Below are 14,610 nucleotides of genomic sequence, written 5' to 3'. Positions count from 1 at the left end.
CGCAGAAGCCAGGGGGTTGCCATGAACACCTTGTTCATTCTCAACGATGGACCCTACGGAACGGAGCGCAGCTACAACGCACTGCGCCTGGCCCGTACGCTGGGTAGGATGGAGGGCGAGACGGTTCGCGTGTTCCTGATGGGGGACGCGGTCGGCTGCGCCAAGAGCGGCCAGAAAGTGCCCGACGGGTACTACAACGCCGGCGACATGGTCCGCATGGTGGGGGGCGAGGTGGCGCTATGCGGCACCTGCATGGACGCTCGCGGCCTGGGCGACGACCAGCTGGTCGAAGGCGTGCGGCGCAGCACCCTGAAGGAACTCGCAGAATGGACGGCCGCTGCCGACAAGGTGCTGGTGTTTTGAGCGGCGCGAGCCAAGCATCGAAGGTCGAGCCATGAAAGGACGCGAAAGCGGCATGCCCGACGAGGCGTACTGGGCTTCGTTCTTCGACCCCGTGCGCATCCTGGATCGCCTTCTGCCTGCCCGGGGGGATGGCCGCAACCTGGTGGAGTTGGGTTGCGGCTACGGTACCTTCACCCTGCCTGCTGCCGCCCGGACACGGGGCCTGGTAACCGCACTCGACATCGAGCCGGGCATGGTGAGCCTGGTGCGACAACGCGCGCAGAGTGCCGGTCTATCGAACATCCGGGCGGAGCTGCGCGACTTCGTCGAGCACGGCACGGGCGTACCGGATGGCTCGCAAGGCCATGCCATGCTCTTCAACCTGCTGCATATCGAAGACCCCGTCGCCTTGCTGCGCGAGGCTTATCGAAGCCTGCAGCCGGGCGGCGTCCTGTCCGTGATTCACTGGCGCAGCGACATCGAAACGCCGCGGGGTCCGCCCCTGGCGATTCGTCCTCGGCCGGATCAGTGTGCCGCCTGGATGGTCGAGGCCGGGTTCGATGCGGTCCGGCCGGTCGAGCTGGGCGACGCCGCGCCGTACCACTTCGGGATCCTGGCGCGGCGGCCGGCGCATGATTAACCCGGCAATTGAATACTTCCGTTCGTCCTGAGCCCTTGGGCTGGGTTCAGGCCAGGCTGGTCGAAGGGCGGTGGCAATGTTCCGGGAAGCTCAACCCGCGCGCGGATCCGCCCCGCGCCGTCGATAAGTTCCGGGTGGTGTTCCCGTCCACTGCCGGAATGCCCGGTTGAATGCGGCCGGGTCGTCGAAGCCCAGCTCGGCCCCGATGTTGGCGATGGATTCATCCGAGCGCGAGATGCGCGCGATCGCCACGTCGCGGCGCAGCGCGTCCTTGATCGCCTGGAAGTGCGTGCCTTCGGCGTCGAGGCGGCGGGCGAGGGTGCGCGGCGAGATGTGCAGGGCGCGGGCGACGTCCTCCACCGTTTGCGGCGTGCCGAGGCGCGCTTCGAGCAGGTCGCGCACGCGGTGGGTGACCAGGCGTTCGCTTACCGAGACGTGGATCCAGTCCATCGGGGCGCTGCGCAGGAAGGCGGCGAGGGAGGTCTTGTCCTGGCGGACGGGGGCATCCATGAAGATCGGGTCGATGTGGAGCGCCGTGAGCGGGCGGTCGAAGCGCGCCGGGCCGGCGTACATGTTGATGTATTCGCCGGCATGCGGCGGGGGCGGGTAGGCGAGGTCGACGCGGGCTAAGAGAAGCTTGCGGTCGATCATCCACGACGCGATGCCCTGCACGAGCATCAGCATGAGTTCCAGGATCAGCACCCGTGCCTCGCCTAGGTCGGTCCGCTCGACCAGCGCGATGCGCGTGAGGCCGTCATCGTCGTGCATCTCGAACTGCAGGTCGTCCAGCATCAGCCGGAAGAAGCCGCAGAAGCGGTGCAGCGCGACGCGCAGGTTGGCGGCGTCGATCAGGCACAGGCACAGGAATTTGAGCGTGCCCGCGCGCAGGGGGCGCGAGAAGAAGAGCGGTGTCTCGTCATCCAGTTCGACCGCGAGCGTGCGGTAGAAGAGCGCGAACTGTTCGACGGTGACGCGCGCCGATTCCTGTTCGAGCAGCGCCGGTGCGATGCCGGCGCGGGCGATGCAGTCCCAGGCGAGCGCCCGGCGCTCTCCGAGCCGCTCGACGAGCTGTCCGATCATGTGGATCGGAACGGTGACGGATGGCCGGTTCATGCTTTCGTGATTCCACTTGAGTCGGCGAATGGGTGGCAGAAAATGTCAATCGATGGGCGTTTTCTGCCATCTACAAACGTCACCATACGCAATAGTATGGATCGCAAATCGAGACATCTGAAACATTTAAGCCGTTGCCGGTGCGGCGATTGACGCGACGATGCGTCACGCTCTGGCAATTAAAGCACAGATGCGCCCGCCGCCCGCGAGGGGGCGGTTTCGAGGAGAGATCATGGATTTTCAGTTGAACGCGGAGCAGCGCGAGATCCGCGAGCTTGCGCGGCGTTTCTCCGACCGCGAGATCGTGCCGCGTGCGGCCGAGGCGGACCGCAGCAAGGCCTTCCCGGTCGAGGTGCATCAACGCGCGCAGGAGCTGGGCCTGCTCGGCATCAATCTGCCGGAATCGGTCGGGGGCGGCGGTCTGGGCTGTCTCGAGCTGGTGCTGGTGACCGAAGCCTTCTGCCGCGGCTGCCTCGGCATCGGCACTGCCTTGTGCGTGAATGCGCTGGCCACCGAGCCGATCGTGATTGCGGGCACCGAGGCGCAGCGCAGGCGTTATCTCGCCGCGGCGGCGCAGGGGGCGCTGGCGAGCTTTGCGATGACGGAACCGGGAGCGGGGTCGGATGTGGCCGGTATCCGGACGCGCGCCGAGCGCGTGTCCGGCGGTTACATGCTGACGGGCAGCAAGATCTGGATCTCGAACGCCAACGTCGCCGAGTTCCTAGTCGTCTTCGCCAAGACCGCACCGGATGCGGGCCACCGGGGCATGACGGCCTTCATCGTGCCGCGCGCAAGCCAGGGGCTGTCGGTCGGCGAGCCGCTGGGCAAGCTCGGGCAGTGCGCCGCGCCGACCTGCGAGGTCTTCCTCGACAAGGTGTTCGTGCCCGAGGACCACCGGCTGGGCGAGGAGGGCAGCGGCTTCGAGCTTGCGATGGCGGTGTTCGACCACTCGCGGCCCATGGTCGCGGCCTTCGGGGTCGGGCTCATCGAGCGCTGCATCGACGAGGCGCTGGCCTACGCAACGGAGCGCCGCAGCATGGGCAGGCGCCTGATCGAGCATCAGGCGGTCGCACACAAGCTCGCCGAGATGCGCATGAAGCTCGAGGCGGCGCGCCTGCTCACCTACCAGGCGGCGTGGCTGCTGGACCAGGGGCGGCCGAACACGATCGAGGCTTCGATCGCCAAGGCCTTCGCCGCCGACGCGGCGATGTGGGCCGCGACCGAGGCGGTGCAGATTTTCGGCGGCATGGGCTACTCGACCGAGTATCCGGTGGAAAAACTCTTCCGTGACGCCAAGGTGCTGCAGATCTACGAAGGCACGAGCGAGATCCAGCGCAACATCATCGCCCGGGAAATGCAGCGGGCTTGAACGACAGGAGCAATCGATGACCCAATCCCACCCCAATGAAGCGCTGATCCTCGGCGCCGTCCGCACCCCCTTCGGCCGCCGCGGCGGCGCGCTGCGCGAGACCCGCCCCGACGAACTCCTGGCGACGGCGATCGGCGGCGTTCTGCAGCGCACCGGCCTGCCGGTCGAGCGCGTCGGCGACGTGCTCGCGGGCTGCGTGAGCCAGGCGGGCGAGCAGGGCGCCAACATCGGCCGCCAGGCGGCGCTGCTGGCAGGCCTGCCGGCCGAGGTGCCGGGCGTGTCGATGAACAGGATGTGCGGCTCCAGCCAGTTCGCGGTGCATGCCGCGTCGCAGGCGGTGGCGGCGGGCGATCTCGATTTCGCAATCGGCTGCGGCGTCGAGAGCATGAGCCGGGTGCCGATGTTCCTCGACCTGACGCTGGGCAAGGGCGATTTCCGCGGCTTCGACGGCTTGCATCCCGACATCCTGCGCCGCTACGCGATCCCGCATCAGGTGGAGAGCGCCGAGCGCATCGCCGAGCAGTGGAAGCTGTCGCGCGCGGACATGGACGAATTCGCGATCGAGAGCCATCGCCGCGCCGAAGTTGCGCGGGCCGCCGGCCTGCACGCCGAGATCCTGCCGGTGCACGGTGTGGACAAGGACGGGGCGGCGATTACCCTGGCTCACGACGAAGGCATCCGCGCATCGATCGACGTAGACCGCATGCGCGGCATGGCGCCGGTGTTCCGTCAGCCGGGCGAAGGTGGGGTCACCGCCGCGAACGCGAGCCAAATGTCGGACGGCGCGTCGGCGGTGCTGGTGGGGCGCCGCGCGGCCGCCGAGGCGCTCGGCATCAAACCGCGGGCGCGTTTCCGTGCGCGCGTCGCAGTCGGTTCCGACCCGGTGATGCAGCTCACCGGCGTGATCCCCGCCGCGCGCCGTGCGCTGGAGATCGCCGGGCTGTCTTTCCGCGACCTCGACTGGATCGAGCTGAACGAGGCCTTTGCCAGCGTCGCGCTGTGCTTCGCACGCGAGTTTGCGCCGGACCTCGACAAGCTCAACCCGTGGGGCGGCGCGATCGCCCACGGCCACCCGCTGGGCGGCACCGGCGCGGGCCTGATGGCGAAGATGCTCGCCGGCCTGGAGCATCGCGGCGGCCAGTTCGGCCTGCAGGTGATGTGCATCGGCCACGGCATGGCGACGGCCACGGTGATCGAACGGATCTGAAGCGACGACGCAAGTAAGCACACGAACAGGGGTGCAGCCGAGGCCCCGGTACAAGAATGGAGACGAGAGGATGAGTGCCGTGAAAATCGACGACCTGAACCAGAACGCGCGCCGGGCGGCGCGCAACCTGATCGGCGATGCATTCGCGCGATCGGTGCGCCGCAACCCGCAGCGCGAGGCGCTGCGTTTCGAGGCGCGCAGCTGGCGTTACGCCGAGCTCGACCGCGCGGCCAATCGCGTGGCCAACCGGCTGCTGGGGCTGGGCCTCGTCGCCGGCGACCGCGTCGCGGCGTACGGGCGCAATTCCGATGCCTACGTGCTGCTGTGGCTGGGCTGCGTGAAGGCCGGCCTCATCCATGTGCCGATCAACTACGCGCTGCTCGACGCGGAGCTGCGCTACATCGTCGACCAGTCGGGCGCGCGTGCGCTGTTCTGCGATGCCGACATGGCGGTGCACGTCGAGGCGCTCGGGCCGACGCTGGGCTGCGAATGGCGCGGGACGCTGCACGGCGGCAGCGGGCGGGACGTGCTGGAGTGGTCGCAGGGTGCGGGGGATGACGTGGCGCCGCACATCGACACGACGGACGAGGACATCGCCCAGCTCTTGTACACCTCCGGCACGACCGCCGCGCCCAAGGGGGCGATGATGAGCCATCGCGCGCTGCTGGCCGAATACACGAGCACGCTGCTCGCGACCGACATCCGCGGCGAGGACGTCTCGCTGGCCGCCTTGCCGCTCTACCACTCGGCGCAGATGCACGTCTTCCTGATGCCGCAGCTGCTGGTCGGCGGCACGACGCGGCTGGTGCAGGCGCCGCAGCCGGACCGCTGCTTCGAGCTGATCGAGCGCGAGCGCGTGACGTCCTTCTTCGCGCCGCCGACGGTGTGGATCGCCTTCCTGCGTCATCCGGGTTTCGACGCGGCGCGCCTCGCCTCGCTGCAGAAGGGCTATTACGGCGCGTCGATCATGCCGGTGCCGGTGCTGCAGGAGCTCGCGTCGCGCCTGCCGGGGCTGCGGCTCTACAACTGCTACGGCCAGAGCGAGATCGCACCGCTTGCGACCGTGCTGCGTCCCGAGGAGCACGCAGAGCGCCCGGCCTCGGCGGGGCGGCCGATCTTCAACGTCGAGACGCGCATCGTCGATGTGAACATGCAGGACGTCGCGCCCGGGGAGATGGGCGAGATCGTGCATCGTTCGCCGCAGCTGATGAGCGGCTACTGGGACAAGCCGGAAGAGACGGCCGGCACGTTTGCCGACGGCTGGTTCCGCACCGGCGACGTCGGCTACCTCGACGAGGGCGGGTATCTCTACATCACCGACCGCATCAAGGACATCATCAAGACCGGCGGGGTGGTGGTGGCGAGCCGCGAGGTGGAAGAGTGCCTGTACACTCACCCGGCAGTGGGCGAGGTCGCGGTGATCGGCCTGCCGGACGAACGTTGGATCGAGGCCGTCGCGGCGGTGGTTGCCTTGAAGCAGGGCGCCACGGCGAGCGCCGACGAGCTGATCGCGCACGTGCGCGAGAATCTGGCCGCGTTCAAGGTGCCCAAGCGGGTGTACTTCGTCGAGGACATGCCGCGCAACGCGTCGGGGAAGCTGCTGAAGCGCGAGTTGCGGGAGCGGTTCCGGACGTAATCGGGCGGCGGGTCCCGGGACGGAACGAGCTGCGCATTCGGCGGATGAAGCCGCTGCGCGGCTCATCCGCCCTGCTTTCTTGTGCGCTATCCGATCGAGTCGAGAAACTCGGCCACCAGATTGAGCACAACCGCGGGGCGCTCACGGTGGGGCACATGGTAGGTGTCTGGCAGGATCTCGACGCGCGACGGCCCGGAACTGAGGTTGCCGATCATTTCCGGATGGGTCGTGGTGCCATATTCGTCGTGGATGCCGTGGATCGCCAGGACCGGGCTGGTCACGCGCGGCAGCACGCCTTCGAGCGTCCATGCGGCGAACTCCGGATGCAGCCAGCTTTCGGTCCAGGCATCGACAACCCATCTCGCCTTGTCGCCGTGATAGCGCTCGAGCCGCTTCAGTTGCATGTCGTCCCGGAACTGCTCCTTCGCCTCGGCGATGCTGCTCAGCGTCCGCTCTTCGGGAAAGACCTGCGCCGATTCGGTGATCAGCACTTCGCACACCGCGCCGAAGGCGGCCGCGCAGTTCACGGCCATGCCGCCGCCGACGCTGTGCCCGAACGCGACGAATCGCCCGATACCGAGCTGCTCGCGCACGATGGGGAAATAGCTTGCTGCTTCGTCGGCGACGAAGTCCAGCGCCGGCAGGTCGCGGCGTGGATCGGAACGGCCGAAGCCCAGCCGGTCGTAGGCGAGGACCCGGCGTCCGGTGGCGGCGCTGAGTGCGGCGGGAAAGTCGCGCCAAAGCTCGACACAACCGAGGGAATCGTGGAACAGCACGATCGGGCTTTGCGGTCGGGGGTTGCCCGCCGCGCCCGCTGGCGTCCAGGAGCGGGCGAAGATCCGTCCTTGCGGATGCTCGATCCAATGGTCGCAGGAATGGATGCCGGGGGTGTTCAGGTCGGTCATTTAGAGGGCTCTCTCGGTTGGGCTGGTTGGGTGCATTCCGCGGACGACCGGAGGTGAATCCTGAGTCGCCGTGCCCCGCGTTGTTTGTTCCGATGATTGTAATTACGTTGACGTAAACGTCAATATATTGGTGCGATCGCTTGTCGGCTGCTCGTCAAGCCCACAGATGACGCAGAGCGCCCCTCGTGACGATGCCGATGATTTCATGCGCCGGGCTGCGCAGCTCCGTCCTTGTCGCGCCCGATCTCGTCGACGATCGCTTCGATATACGGATCCCGCAGGCCGCGGTCCGCCAGAGCGGTGTCGAGCGCATGGACGTAGTCGGCATTGGAGCCGACCACGCCGGCGGCATCGGCGACGATCCGGGCGACCGACGCAACCGTTGCATCCGGCTCGTAGAGCGGCTGCGTCGGATTGACGACGAAGACGATCGCCGTCACCGTGCGGCCGTCGTCGAGGAGGAGCGGCGCCCACAGCGGACGGTAGACGCCGCTGCACATCTCGCGCGCCCACAGCAGGCGCAGTTCGGTGGCGGCCTGGTCCTCATTCAGCCGCAGCGCCATGCCCCGGACTTGTCCGCCCGGCTCCAGCGCGAGCACCCGACCGGGCCGCTCCGGCGTGCCGCGATAGGAAATCGAGCGCACGCAGAAGCTGCGATGCCAGCCATCGAGCGTCGCGATGCGCTGCTCGTCGAAGGCGATGAGCGGGTTCCACATCAGTGAGCCATAGGCGAAGATCCACATCGCGCCACCGGGCCGCGCCTGCAGGGTCGTGGCGAGCGAAAGATCGAGCTCGGCGTCGCTCCAGGTGAGATCGGAGGGCATGTCGAGGCCGTTGCGGAAGCTGCCATCGACGAGCTTTTCGCGGGTCAGGATCGTCATGGGCGGACGTTCCGGCATCGGGCCCTTGAAGTCAAGGGACTCGGGCGGGTTCGATGTCGAGCGTGATGAGCGGGCGGTCGAGGCGTGTGGGGCGGGGCAATCGGCGTCATCAAGCGGCGCCGGTCGGGGCGGTCATCTCCGCAGTCTGGAACCCGGCAGGGCGTCGGTGGCCGCATCTGCCGTGTCCGGGTCGGCAGTCAGCATCTGCGCGATGTCCGGATCGCGGCTGAACGCTTCCGAAAAGTAGTTCACGAAGCTGTTCACCTTCAGCGAAGGGCGGCGCGCGGGCTGGAAGACGACGTTGAGCGGCAGCGAGGGCGGGCGGTAGCGGGTGAGGATGGCTCTCACGCGGCCGGCGCGCAGGTCCTCGCCGAAGGTCCATAGCGGCGAGTAGCTGATGCCTAGCCCCTCGCACGTCGCCTGACGGATCGCTTCCGAGCTGTTCGACTGGAAGTTGCCGTCGACACGGATGGCGTGCGGCCGCTCCTCGCCGTCGCGGTAGTTCCATTCGTTGAGCGTAGCCAGTCCGGTGTAGATGAGGCAGTTGTGCTGCGCGAGCTCGTCCGGGTGCTGCGGTTCGCCGTGGGTTTCGAGGTAGGCGGGCGAGGCGAGGGTGGCGCGGTGGGCGGTGCCGATGCGGCGGGCGACGAGGCGGCTGTCCTTGAGCTCGCCGACGCGGAAGGCGACATCGATGCCCGCGGTGACGAGGTCGGTGAAACCGTCGTCGAGCTGCAGGTCGAGCTTGAGGCGGGGGTAGCGCGCGTAGAACTCGCGCAGGCGCGGCACGATGTGCAGCCGCCCGAACGCGGCCGGGGCGGCGACGCGCAGCACGCCGCCGACTTCATGCTCGGTGCGGCGCACCTCGATGTGCGCTTCCTCCAGCGTGTCGAGCACCTGCCGGCAGCGCTCGTAGTAGAGCTGACCGGCCTCGGTGAGCGAATGGCTGCGCGACGAGCGCACGAGCAGCGGCGCGCCGACGAGCGCTTCGAGGGCCTGCACCTGCTTGCTGATGGCCGACTGGGTGGTGCGCGCCTCGCGCGCGACGGCGGAAAAATTGCCCGTCTCGACGACGCGGACGAAGGTTTCCATCAGGCGCATGCGGTCCATCGCGGCTCCGGTGTATTCCTGTAGGGAATAGATGCTATCACTACTGCTGGCTACTCCATCGGATCAGGCATGGACATAATCGCAGCAAGTCGATCAGGCGACTGATCCGGTTTTCGATTGCAGTCAACGAAGGACATCCCCGCATGAACGCTCCGCACCCGCAGGCCGCCCGCAATGGCGGCGAATCCGACACCCGCAAACTGTTCCAGCCCGCACGCATCGGCGACATCGAGGTCGCCAACCGCGTCGTGATGGCGCCGCTGACGCGCAGCCGCGCCGATGAGACCGCCGGCGACATTCCCGGCAGCCCGATGAACGTCGAGTACTACCGCCAGCGCAGCAACGCGGGCCTGATCATCAGCGAAGGCACGCAGGTCTCGCCCGTGGGCAAGGGCTACATGGCAACGCCAGGCATCTACTCGGACGAACAGGTCGAGGGCTGGAAACCGATCACCCAGGCGGTGCATGAAGCCGGCTCGAAGATCGTCGCGCAGATCTGGCACGTCGGGCGCGTCACGCACCCGGATCTCACCGGTGGTGCGCAGCCGGTCGCCCCCTCGGCAATCAGGCCGAACGTCGTCGCCTACACGCGCAACGGCAAGATGGAAGTGCCCGTGCCGCGTGCGCTGAGCGTCGCGGAGATCGCTGAAGTCGTGCAGGAATTCCGCCGCGCCGCGGCGAACGCGATCCGCGCGGGTTTCGACGGCGTCGAGATCCACGGCGCGAACGGCTACCTGGTCGACCAGTTCCTGCGCGACGGTGCCAACCAGCGCACCGACCAGTACGGTGGCTCGGTCGCGAACCGCGCGCGCTTCGCGCTCGAAGTGATCGACGCGGTGGTCGCCGAGATCGGCGCGGGCCGCGTCGGCATCCGCCTGTCGCCGGTCACGCCCGCCAACGACCTGTCGGACAGCAAGCCGCAGGCGGTCTTCGGCTATCTCGTCGAGGAACTGAACAAGCGCGGCATCGCGTTCATCCATTTCGTCGAAGGCGCGACGGGCGGGCCGCGTGACGTGCCGGGCTTCGACTTCGCCTGGGCGCGCAAGGCCTTCAAGGGCACCTACATCGCGAACAACGGTTACGACCGCGCGATGGCGATCGACGCGGTCGAGTCGGGCAGGGCGGACGCGGTGGCCTTCGGTCGCCTGTTCATCGCGAACCCGGATCTCGTGCATCGCCTGCGGCACGACACGGTGCTCAACGCGCCGAACCCCAAGACCTTTTACGCGCCCGGCCCGGAAGGCTACATCGACTATCCGGCGTTGGAGGCGATCGCGGCCTGATCCGCGTTTGCGGCATGGACGGGCCCGGGACGCGCACTCGATCGAGACTGCGCGCCCGGGCCCGTCGGCCATTGTGGCGTATGCTGCAGTAGATCGAAATCCGCCCGCCGGTCGTTTCGCGATCGAAATCGCTGCACGGGTCCGGCGGCGGCCAGCCTGGATCCATGACGGTGCCCTGCGAATGATCGAATCCTTGCTCCTGACGACCGTGCCCATCGTCACCTTCGATCGGCAGCGGCCACTGACGAATGCGAGCGGGTTCTTCTTCGCGATGGATCAGCGCTTGTTCGTCGTCACCAGCCGCCACGTGCTGTTCGACAAGCCGACCCGGCACTTCCCGGACCGCATCGAACTCGAGCTGCACAACAATCCCGACAACCTCGCGGAATCGACGGGCTTCTCGATGCCGCTGTACCGCAACGGTCGAGCCTTGTGGCGCCAGGGATTCGACGCCGCGGGCAATATCGACGTGGCAGTTCTCGAAGTCGAGCGTGGGGCGCTCCCCGCACAGCTGGTTTACCGCGCCTTTATGCCCGCGCATCTGCCGGGGCTGCTCGACCGCGTCGAAATCGGCACTTCGCTGCTGGTGGTGGGCTTCCCGCTCGGCTTTCACGACACCCTGCATCACATGCCGGTGGTGCGCCACGCAGTCGTCGCGTCGTCGTTCGGACTACGCTTCAAGGGCGAGGGTTATTTCCTGACCGATGCGCGCACCCACCGCGGCACCAGCGGTGCGCCGGTGGTGATGCGAGTGGCCAATCCGCCAGCGAGCTATGGCGATCTGCCGTGGATGTTGCTCGGTGTGCATTCGGCGAGGCTCGACGTCGGGACGCGCGATCTCGCTCAGGACGAGGCGCTGGGCCTGAACTGCGCCTGGTACGCGGATATTCTGCTAACGTTGATCAAGTCCTGACCCATTGCAGCCGCAGGCGGGTAGTCCGGACCGGCCTTTGTCGCTCGACGTCGAGGGGCAATCATTGAGGGGGAACTGCGATGGCACAGGGACCGGCGGAGAGCTCCGTGGTGCTGCGACGTCTCCTTGCCCTTGGACGTGATTTCCTGCAGGCATCCGACCTCGGGGAAGTCCTCGAACTTGCGGGGCAGGCCATCCCCGATCTTCTCCATTCGGACGGGAGCCTCTTGGTCGTTCATGACGGCGAGCGCGAGTTCGTCACGGAATTCGGCCATCACCGACGGCCCATGCCGACGCAGGAAGCGTCGGCCTTGCTGCGGATTGCGCGACGCGCAATGGCCGACCGGACACCGATCCTGCTTCCAGATATTGCACCGGATTCCGGCATGCGCGAGGACGAACTCGCTGCGCTTGGCATCGCAAGCCTGATCGCATATCCGTTCCCGCCCGTCAGGCCGATGGGGGCGCTGGTGTCGGTGTGGTATCGGCAGGGGTACCGCAAGGAACTCGCACGGCTGGTTCCGACCTTGCGCCTGCTTGGTGAGATCACGGGAGCCGCACTCGGCAACGTCAATTTCCGGAAAACGCTCGAAGACCGGATCGAGACAAAGTCGACCGAGATTGCAGAAGCCGCCCGTCTTCATGCGGTCGAGTTGCTGAGGCGGGACTCCGTGGAAGAGGAAATCCACAGGATCTCGGTGACCGACATGATGACGGGCCTCCTGAACCGGCGCGGCTTCTTCCTTCACGCCGAGCGCAGTTTCAAGCTTTCCCGTCGCCAGCGGGTGCCAAGTGCTCTCGTCTTCATCGATATCGATCGCTTGAAGGCGATCAACGACGCATATGGGCACGATGTCGGAGATGATCTCATCGAAGATGTGGCGCGCATACTGCAGCGGTGCTTTCGCGATGCCGACGTCCTTGCCCGCATCGGCGGCGACGAATTTGCCGTGTTCACGATCGATACCTCGCAGCCCGACGTGCTCCAGGCCCGGATACGACAGAGCCTCGCAGACTTCACGCCGCGGCCGGATTGTTCCTACCGGATCTCATTCAGCACGGGGATCGTGCAATGTGATCCGAGCTCCGAACTGAGCCTGTCGGAGTATCTCCTGCGTGCGGATCAATTGATGTATGAGCAGAAGCGGAAACGAGTCTCCGACACTTGAGCTTGCCGCGGATTCGACCGTCTGCCGGCGTTACAAACAAATGGTGGACTCGCAGTAGTAAAGGGCCATACTCGATTTATCCCCCAAATCCGCCGCAGGCATCCGCCTGCGAGTGGCACATCCCGAGCAGCAGGATCAATGACAAGTCATATGTCAGGGTTGCTTGTTGCCGGAAGATTCAAGAAAGGAATCACAATGACCACCAAACCCCACACCAGCATTGAGCGATCCTTCGCGAACACGGTCGACGCCTTCATGGCATCGTCCCGCGTCTATCTGGATTGCACCGAGCATCTCACTCGCAGCACCCTTGCGGTTTCGCGCGCAGCGCTCGAGGAGTGTGTTGCGGCGACGAAAGCCGCCGCAAGCGGAAAACCCGCCGCTGACCCGGCCGGCTTGCCACTGGCGTTAGGGCAGTCACTGTTGGAGAAGACCTTGGCGCTTGCCAAGGATAGCTACGAGACGGTGACGGCCGCACAACTCGAGTCTGCGCGACTGCTCGGTTATCAGCTTGCCATCCCCGCGATGACGTTCCCGGCGCCGGAAGCCTGGAAAGGGGCGTTCAATCTCTTCGAGCGCAGCTTGAGGGATCTTTCCGCAGCCGCGGCGGGATCATTCGGCGAAGCCGGTGAGGCCTGGGCATCGTCCGTTGCGAAGTATCGTCACCTGAACAAGGCGGCCTGAGTCGGAGTTTGCGCGGCACGATCCGTTCCTGGATCGGGCCCGCGTCCGAAGTCCCGGCTGCACACGCAACATCCTCCGATTTGCCTCCGCGCCGTCGGAGGTCAAAAGCGCATCCTTGCGCCCGGACTGCCGCGACGAAGGTCGTGACCGCGTCCGGTGCCGGCGTCCTGCCGCCAGTCGGTGAGAGACGCTCCGTCTCCCTCTCCCTGTGTTACCCGATACCGCTGATCACGTTACAACAGTGATCGGCGTTCGCACGTCCTCGAGCGGACAGTGGGAGCACGAGTCAGCGGTGACTGCATTCTGCGATTCGATAATACCGAAGCAATTGACCATAGACGAATTTGTGTCTAGGATTCAAATCGTCCCCCACACCCACAGAGACCCCAAAACCATGACCACCAAGAAATTCGCCTCGCAGGCCGACCTCGAAGAAAAGAAGATCAGCTGGGACAAGCTCTCGGACAACGCCTATGCCTACACGGCCGAGGGTGACCCGAATACCGGCGTGATCATCGGCGACGACGGCGTGATGATCATCGACGCCACCGCGACCCCCGTCGCCGCGCAGGGCGTGATCGCCAAGGTGCGCGAGATCACCGACAAGCCGATCAAGTACGTCGTGCTGACGCACTACCACGCGGTGCGCGTGCTGGGCGCGTCGGGCTACAAGAGCGAAGGCCTGGAACAGATCATCGCGAGCCGCGACACCTGGGACCTGATCGTCGAGCGCGGACAGCAGGACATGGATTCCGAGATCGGCCGCTTCCCGCGCCTCTTCCAGGCCGTCGAGAGCGTGCCGGGCCTGACCTGGCCGACGATCACCTTCGAAGGCGAGATGACGGTCTGGTTGGGCAAGCTCGAAGTGAAGATCAAGCAGGTCGGCCGCGGCCACACGAAGGGCGACACCATCGTGTATCTGCCGTCGCAGAACATCTGCTTCTCGGGCGACCTCGTCGAGGCCGATGCCGCCTGCTACACCGGCGACGCCTACCTCGCCGACTGGCCGCAGACGCTCGACAGGCTCGCCGCGATGAAATTCGACAAGCTCGTCCCGGGCCGCGGCCCCGCGCTGATCGGCCGCGAGGCGGTCGATGCCGGTCTCGCCTACACGCGCGACTTCGTCTCGACGCTGTACCGCAGTGCGCAGGAGGCGGTTGCGCAGGGCTTCGACCTGAAGGCGACGATGGCGCACACGCGCAAGAACATGGACCCGAAGTTCGGCCAGGTCTTCATCTACGAGCACTGCCTGCCCTTCGATGTCACTCGCGCCCACGACGAGGCGAGCGGCATCCGCGATCCGCGCATCTGGACCGCCGAGCGCGACCAGCAGATGTGGCACTCGCTGCAGGAGTGATGGT

General features: G+C 66.5%; 14 protein-coding genes. 10 read left to right on the top strand and 4 right to left on the bottom strand.

All coding sequences use genetic code 11. The features are described 5' to 3' along the window. Nucleotides 1-21 precede the first annotated feature (21 nt). Together GO615_RS04320 and GO615_RS04315 are read left to right on the top strand one after the other, a co-directional pair. The gene (locus tag GO615_RS04320; protein ID WP_169125816.1) at nt 22-363 is read left to right on the top strand and encodes a DsrE/DsrF/TusD sulfur relay family protein; all 342 of its coding nucleotides are present in this window, start codon (nt 22-24) and stop codon (nt 361-363) included. Between the two features lie 31 nt (nt 364-394). Continuing rightward, nucleotides 395-982 (top strand): class I SAM-dependent methyltransferase, encoded by a 588-nt coding sequence (locus GO615_RS04315; RefSeq protein WP_169125815.1) that lies wholly within the window; start codon nt 395-397, stop codon nt 980-982. A gap of 90 nt (nt 983-1,072) precedes the next feature. Here GO615_RS04315 and GO615_RS04310 read toward each other — a convergent pair whose 3' ends face one another. Continuing rightward, a complete protein-coding gene (locus GO615_RS04310; RefSeq protein ID WP_169125814.1) occupies nt 1,073-2,095 on the bottom strand; it encodes an AraC family transcriptional regulator in 1,023 nt (340 codons plus the stop codon). Between the two features lie 232 nt (nt 2,096-2,327). Here GO615_RS04310 and GO615_RS04305 point away from each other — a divergent pair, with 232 nt between their 5' ends. The 3 genes from GO615_RS04305 to GO615_RS04295 all read left to right on the top strand — a co-directional run bounded on the left by GO615_RS04305 (nt 2,328) and on the right by GO615_RS04295 (nt 6,307). After that, on the top strand, nt 2,328-3,464 hold the full coding sequence (locus tag GO615_RS04305) for an acyl-CoA dehydrogenase family protein (protein ID WP_169125813.1): 1,137 nt from the start codon (nt 2,328-2,330) through the stop codon (nt 3,462-3,464). Between the two features lie 16 nt (nt 3,465-3,480). Beyond that, entirely contained in the window at nt 3,481-4,671 is a 1,191-nt protein-coding gene (locus GO615_RS04300; RefSeq protein ID WP_169125812.1) for a thiolase family protein, read from the top strand. 70 nt (nt 4,672-4,741) lie between these two features. After that, nucleotides 4,742-6,307 (top strand): acyl-CoA synthetase, encoded by a 1,566-nt coding sequence (locus tag GO615_RS04295; RefSeq protein ID WP_169125811.1) that lies wholly within the window; start codon nt 4,742-4,744, stop codon nt 6,305-6,307. 86 nt (nt 6,308-6,393) lie between these two features. Here the strand turns inward: GO615_RS04295 and GO615_RS04290 are convergent, their stop codons facing one another. From GO615_RS04290 to GO615_RS04280, 3 genes are all read right to left on the bottom strand, one after another. After that, nucleotides 6,394-7,212 carry an alpha/beta fold hydrolase gene (locus tag GO615_RS04290; protein WP_169125810.1) on the bottom strand — a complete coding sequence of 273 codons (819 nt, stop codon included), beginning with the start codon at nt 7,210-7,212 and terminating at the stop codon, nt 6,394-6,396. Nucleotides 7,213-7,415: 203 nt separating this feature from the next. Further along, on the bottom strand, nt 7,416-8,093 hold the full coding sequence (locus GO615_RS04285; protein WP_169125809.1) for a gamma-glutamylcyclotransferase: 678 nt from the start codon (nt 8,091-8,093) through the stop codon (nt 7,416-7,418). Between the two features lie 132 nt (nt 8,094-8,225). Continuing rightward, nucleotides 8,226-9,200, bottom strand: a complete 975-nt coding sequence (locus tag GO615_RS04280) for a LysR family transcriptional regulator (protein WP_169125808.1) — start codon at nt 9,198-9,200, stop codon at nt 8,226-8,228. 143 nt (nt 9,201-9,343) lie between these two features. On the opposite strand from GO615_RS04280, the gene GO615_RS04275 reads away from it, so the two are divergent. The 5 genes from GO615_RS04275 to GO615_RS04255 all read left to right on the top strand — a co-directional run bounded on the left by GO615_RS04275 (nt 9,344) and on the right by GO615_RS04255 (nt 14,606). Then, nucleotides 9,344-10,483, top strand: coding sequence for an alkene reductase (locus GO615_RS04275; RefSeq protein ID WP_169125807.1), 1,140 nt, complete (start codon nt 9,344-9,346; stop codon nt 10,481-10,483). A gap of 181 nt (nt 10,484-10,664) precedes the next feature. Beyond that, nucleotides 10,665-11,396 (top strand): S1 family peptidase, encoded by a 732-nt coding sequence (locus GO615_RS04270; RefSeq protein ID WP_169125806.1) that lies wholly within the window; start codon nt 10,665-10,667, stop codon nt 11,394-11,396. A gap of 107 nt (nt 11,397-11,503) precedes the next feature. Next, nucleotides 11,504-12,565 carry a GGDEF domain-containing protein gene (locus GO615_RS04265; protein ID WP_339380125.1) on the top strand — a complete coding sequence of 354 codons (1,062 nt, stop codon included), beginning with the start codon at nt 11,504-11,506 and terminating at the stop codon, nt 12,563-12,565. Nucleotides 12,566-12,760: 195 nt separating this feature from the next. Continuing rightward, nucleotides 12,761-13,249, top strand: a complete 489-nt coding sequence (locus GO615_RS04260) for a phasin family protein (RefSeq protein ID WP_169125804.1) — start codon at nt 12,761-12,763, stop codon at nt 13,247-13,249. Between the two features lie 394 nt (nt 13,250-13,643). After that, on the top strand, nt 13,644-14,606 hold the full coding sequence (locus GO615_RS04255) for an MBL fold metallo-hydrolase (RefSeq protein WP_169125803.1): 963 nt from the start codon (nt 13,644-13,646) through the stop codon (nt 14,604-14,606). Nucleotides 14,607-14,610: the final 4 nt, after the last annotated feature.

The organism is Aromatoleum evansii (assembly GCF_012910805.1).
GTDB classification, from domain to species: Bacteria; Pseudomonadota; Gammaproteobacteria; order Burkholderiales; family Rhodocyclaceae; genus Aromatoleum; species Aromatoleum evansii.
Note: the sequence above shows the minus strand (reverse complement) of the source record. Positions and strands in the feature narration are given on the sequence as shown.

Bases quoted from the DNA above. Each gene is read 5' to 3' on its own strand.
- GO615_RS04295 (WP_169125811.1), top strand. From the start codon at position 4,742: ATGAGTGCCGTGAAAATCGACGACCTGAACCAGAACGCGCGCCGGGCG.
- GO615_RS04285 (WP_169125809.1), bottom strand. From the start codon at position 8,093: ATGACGATCCTGACCCGCGAAAAGCTCGTCGATGGCAGCTTCCGCAAC.
- GO615_RS04280 (WP_169125808.1), bottom strand. From the start codon at position 9,200: ATGGACCGCATGCGCCTGATGGAAACCTTCGTCCGCGTCGTCGAGACG.
- GO615_RS04275 (WP_169125807.1), top strand. From the start codon at position 9,344: ATGAACGCTCCGCACCCGCAGGCCGCCCGCAATGGCGGCGAATCCGAC.
- GO615_RS04255 (WP_169125803.1), top strand. From the start codon at position 13,644: ATGACCACCAAGAAATTCGCCTCGCAGGCCGACCTCGAAGAAAAGAAG.
- GO615_RS04320 (WP_169125816.1), top strand. From the start codon at position 22: ATGAACACCTTGTTCATTCTCAACGATGGACCCTACGGAACGGAGCGC.
- GO615_RS04290 (WP_169125810.1), bottom strand. From the start codon at position 7,212: ATGACCGACCTGAACACCCCCGGCATCCATTCCTGCGACCATTGGATC.
- GO615_RS04300 (WP_169125812.1), top strand. From the start codon at position 3,481: ATGACCCAATCCCACCCCAATGAAGCGCTGATCCTCGGCGCCGTCCGC.
- GO615_RS04310 (WP_169125814.1), bottom strand. From the start codon at position 2,095: ATGAACCGGCCATCCGTCACCGTTCCGATCCACATGATCGGACAGCTC.
- GO615_RS04305 (WP_169125813.1), top strand. From the start codon at position 2,328: ATGGATTTTCAGTTGAACGCGGAGCAGCGCGAGATCCGCGAGCTTGCG.
- GO615_RS04270 (WP_169125806.1), top strand. From the start codon at position 10,665: ATGATCGAATCCTTGCTCCTGACGACCGTGCCCATCGTCACCTTCGAT.
- GO615_RS04315 (WP_169125815.1), top strand. From the start codon at position 395: ATGAAAGGACGCGAAAGCGGCATGCCCGACGAGGCGTACTGGGCTTCG.
- GO615_RS04260 (WP_169125804.1), top strand. From the start codon at position 12,761: ATGACCACCAAACCCCACACCAGCATTGAGCGATCCTTCGCGAACACG.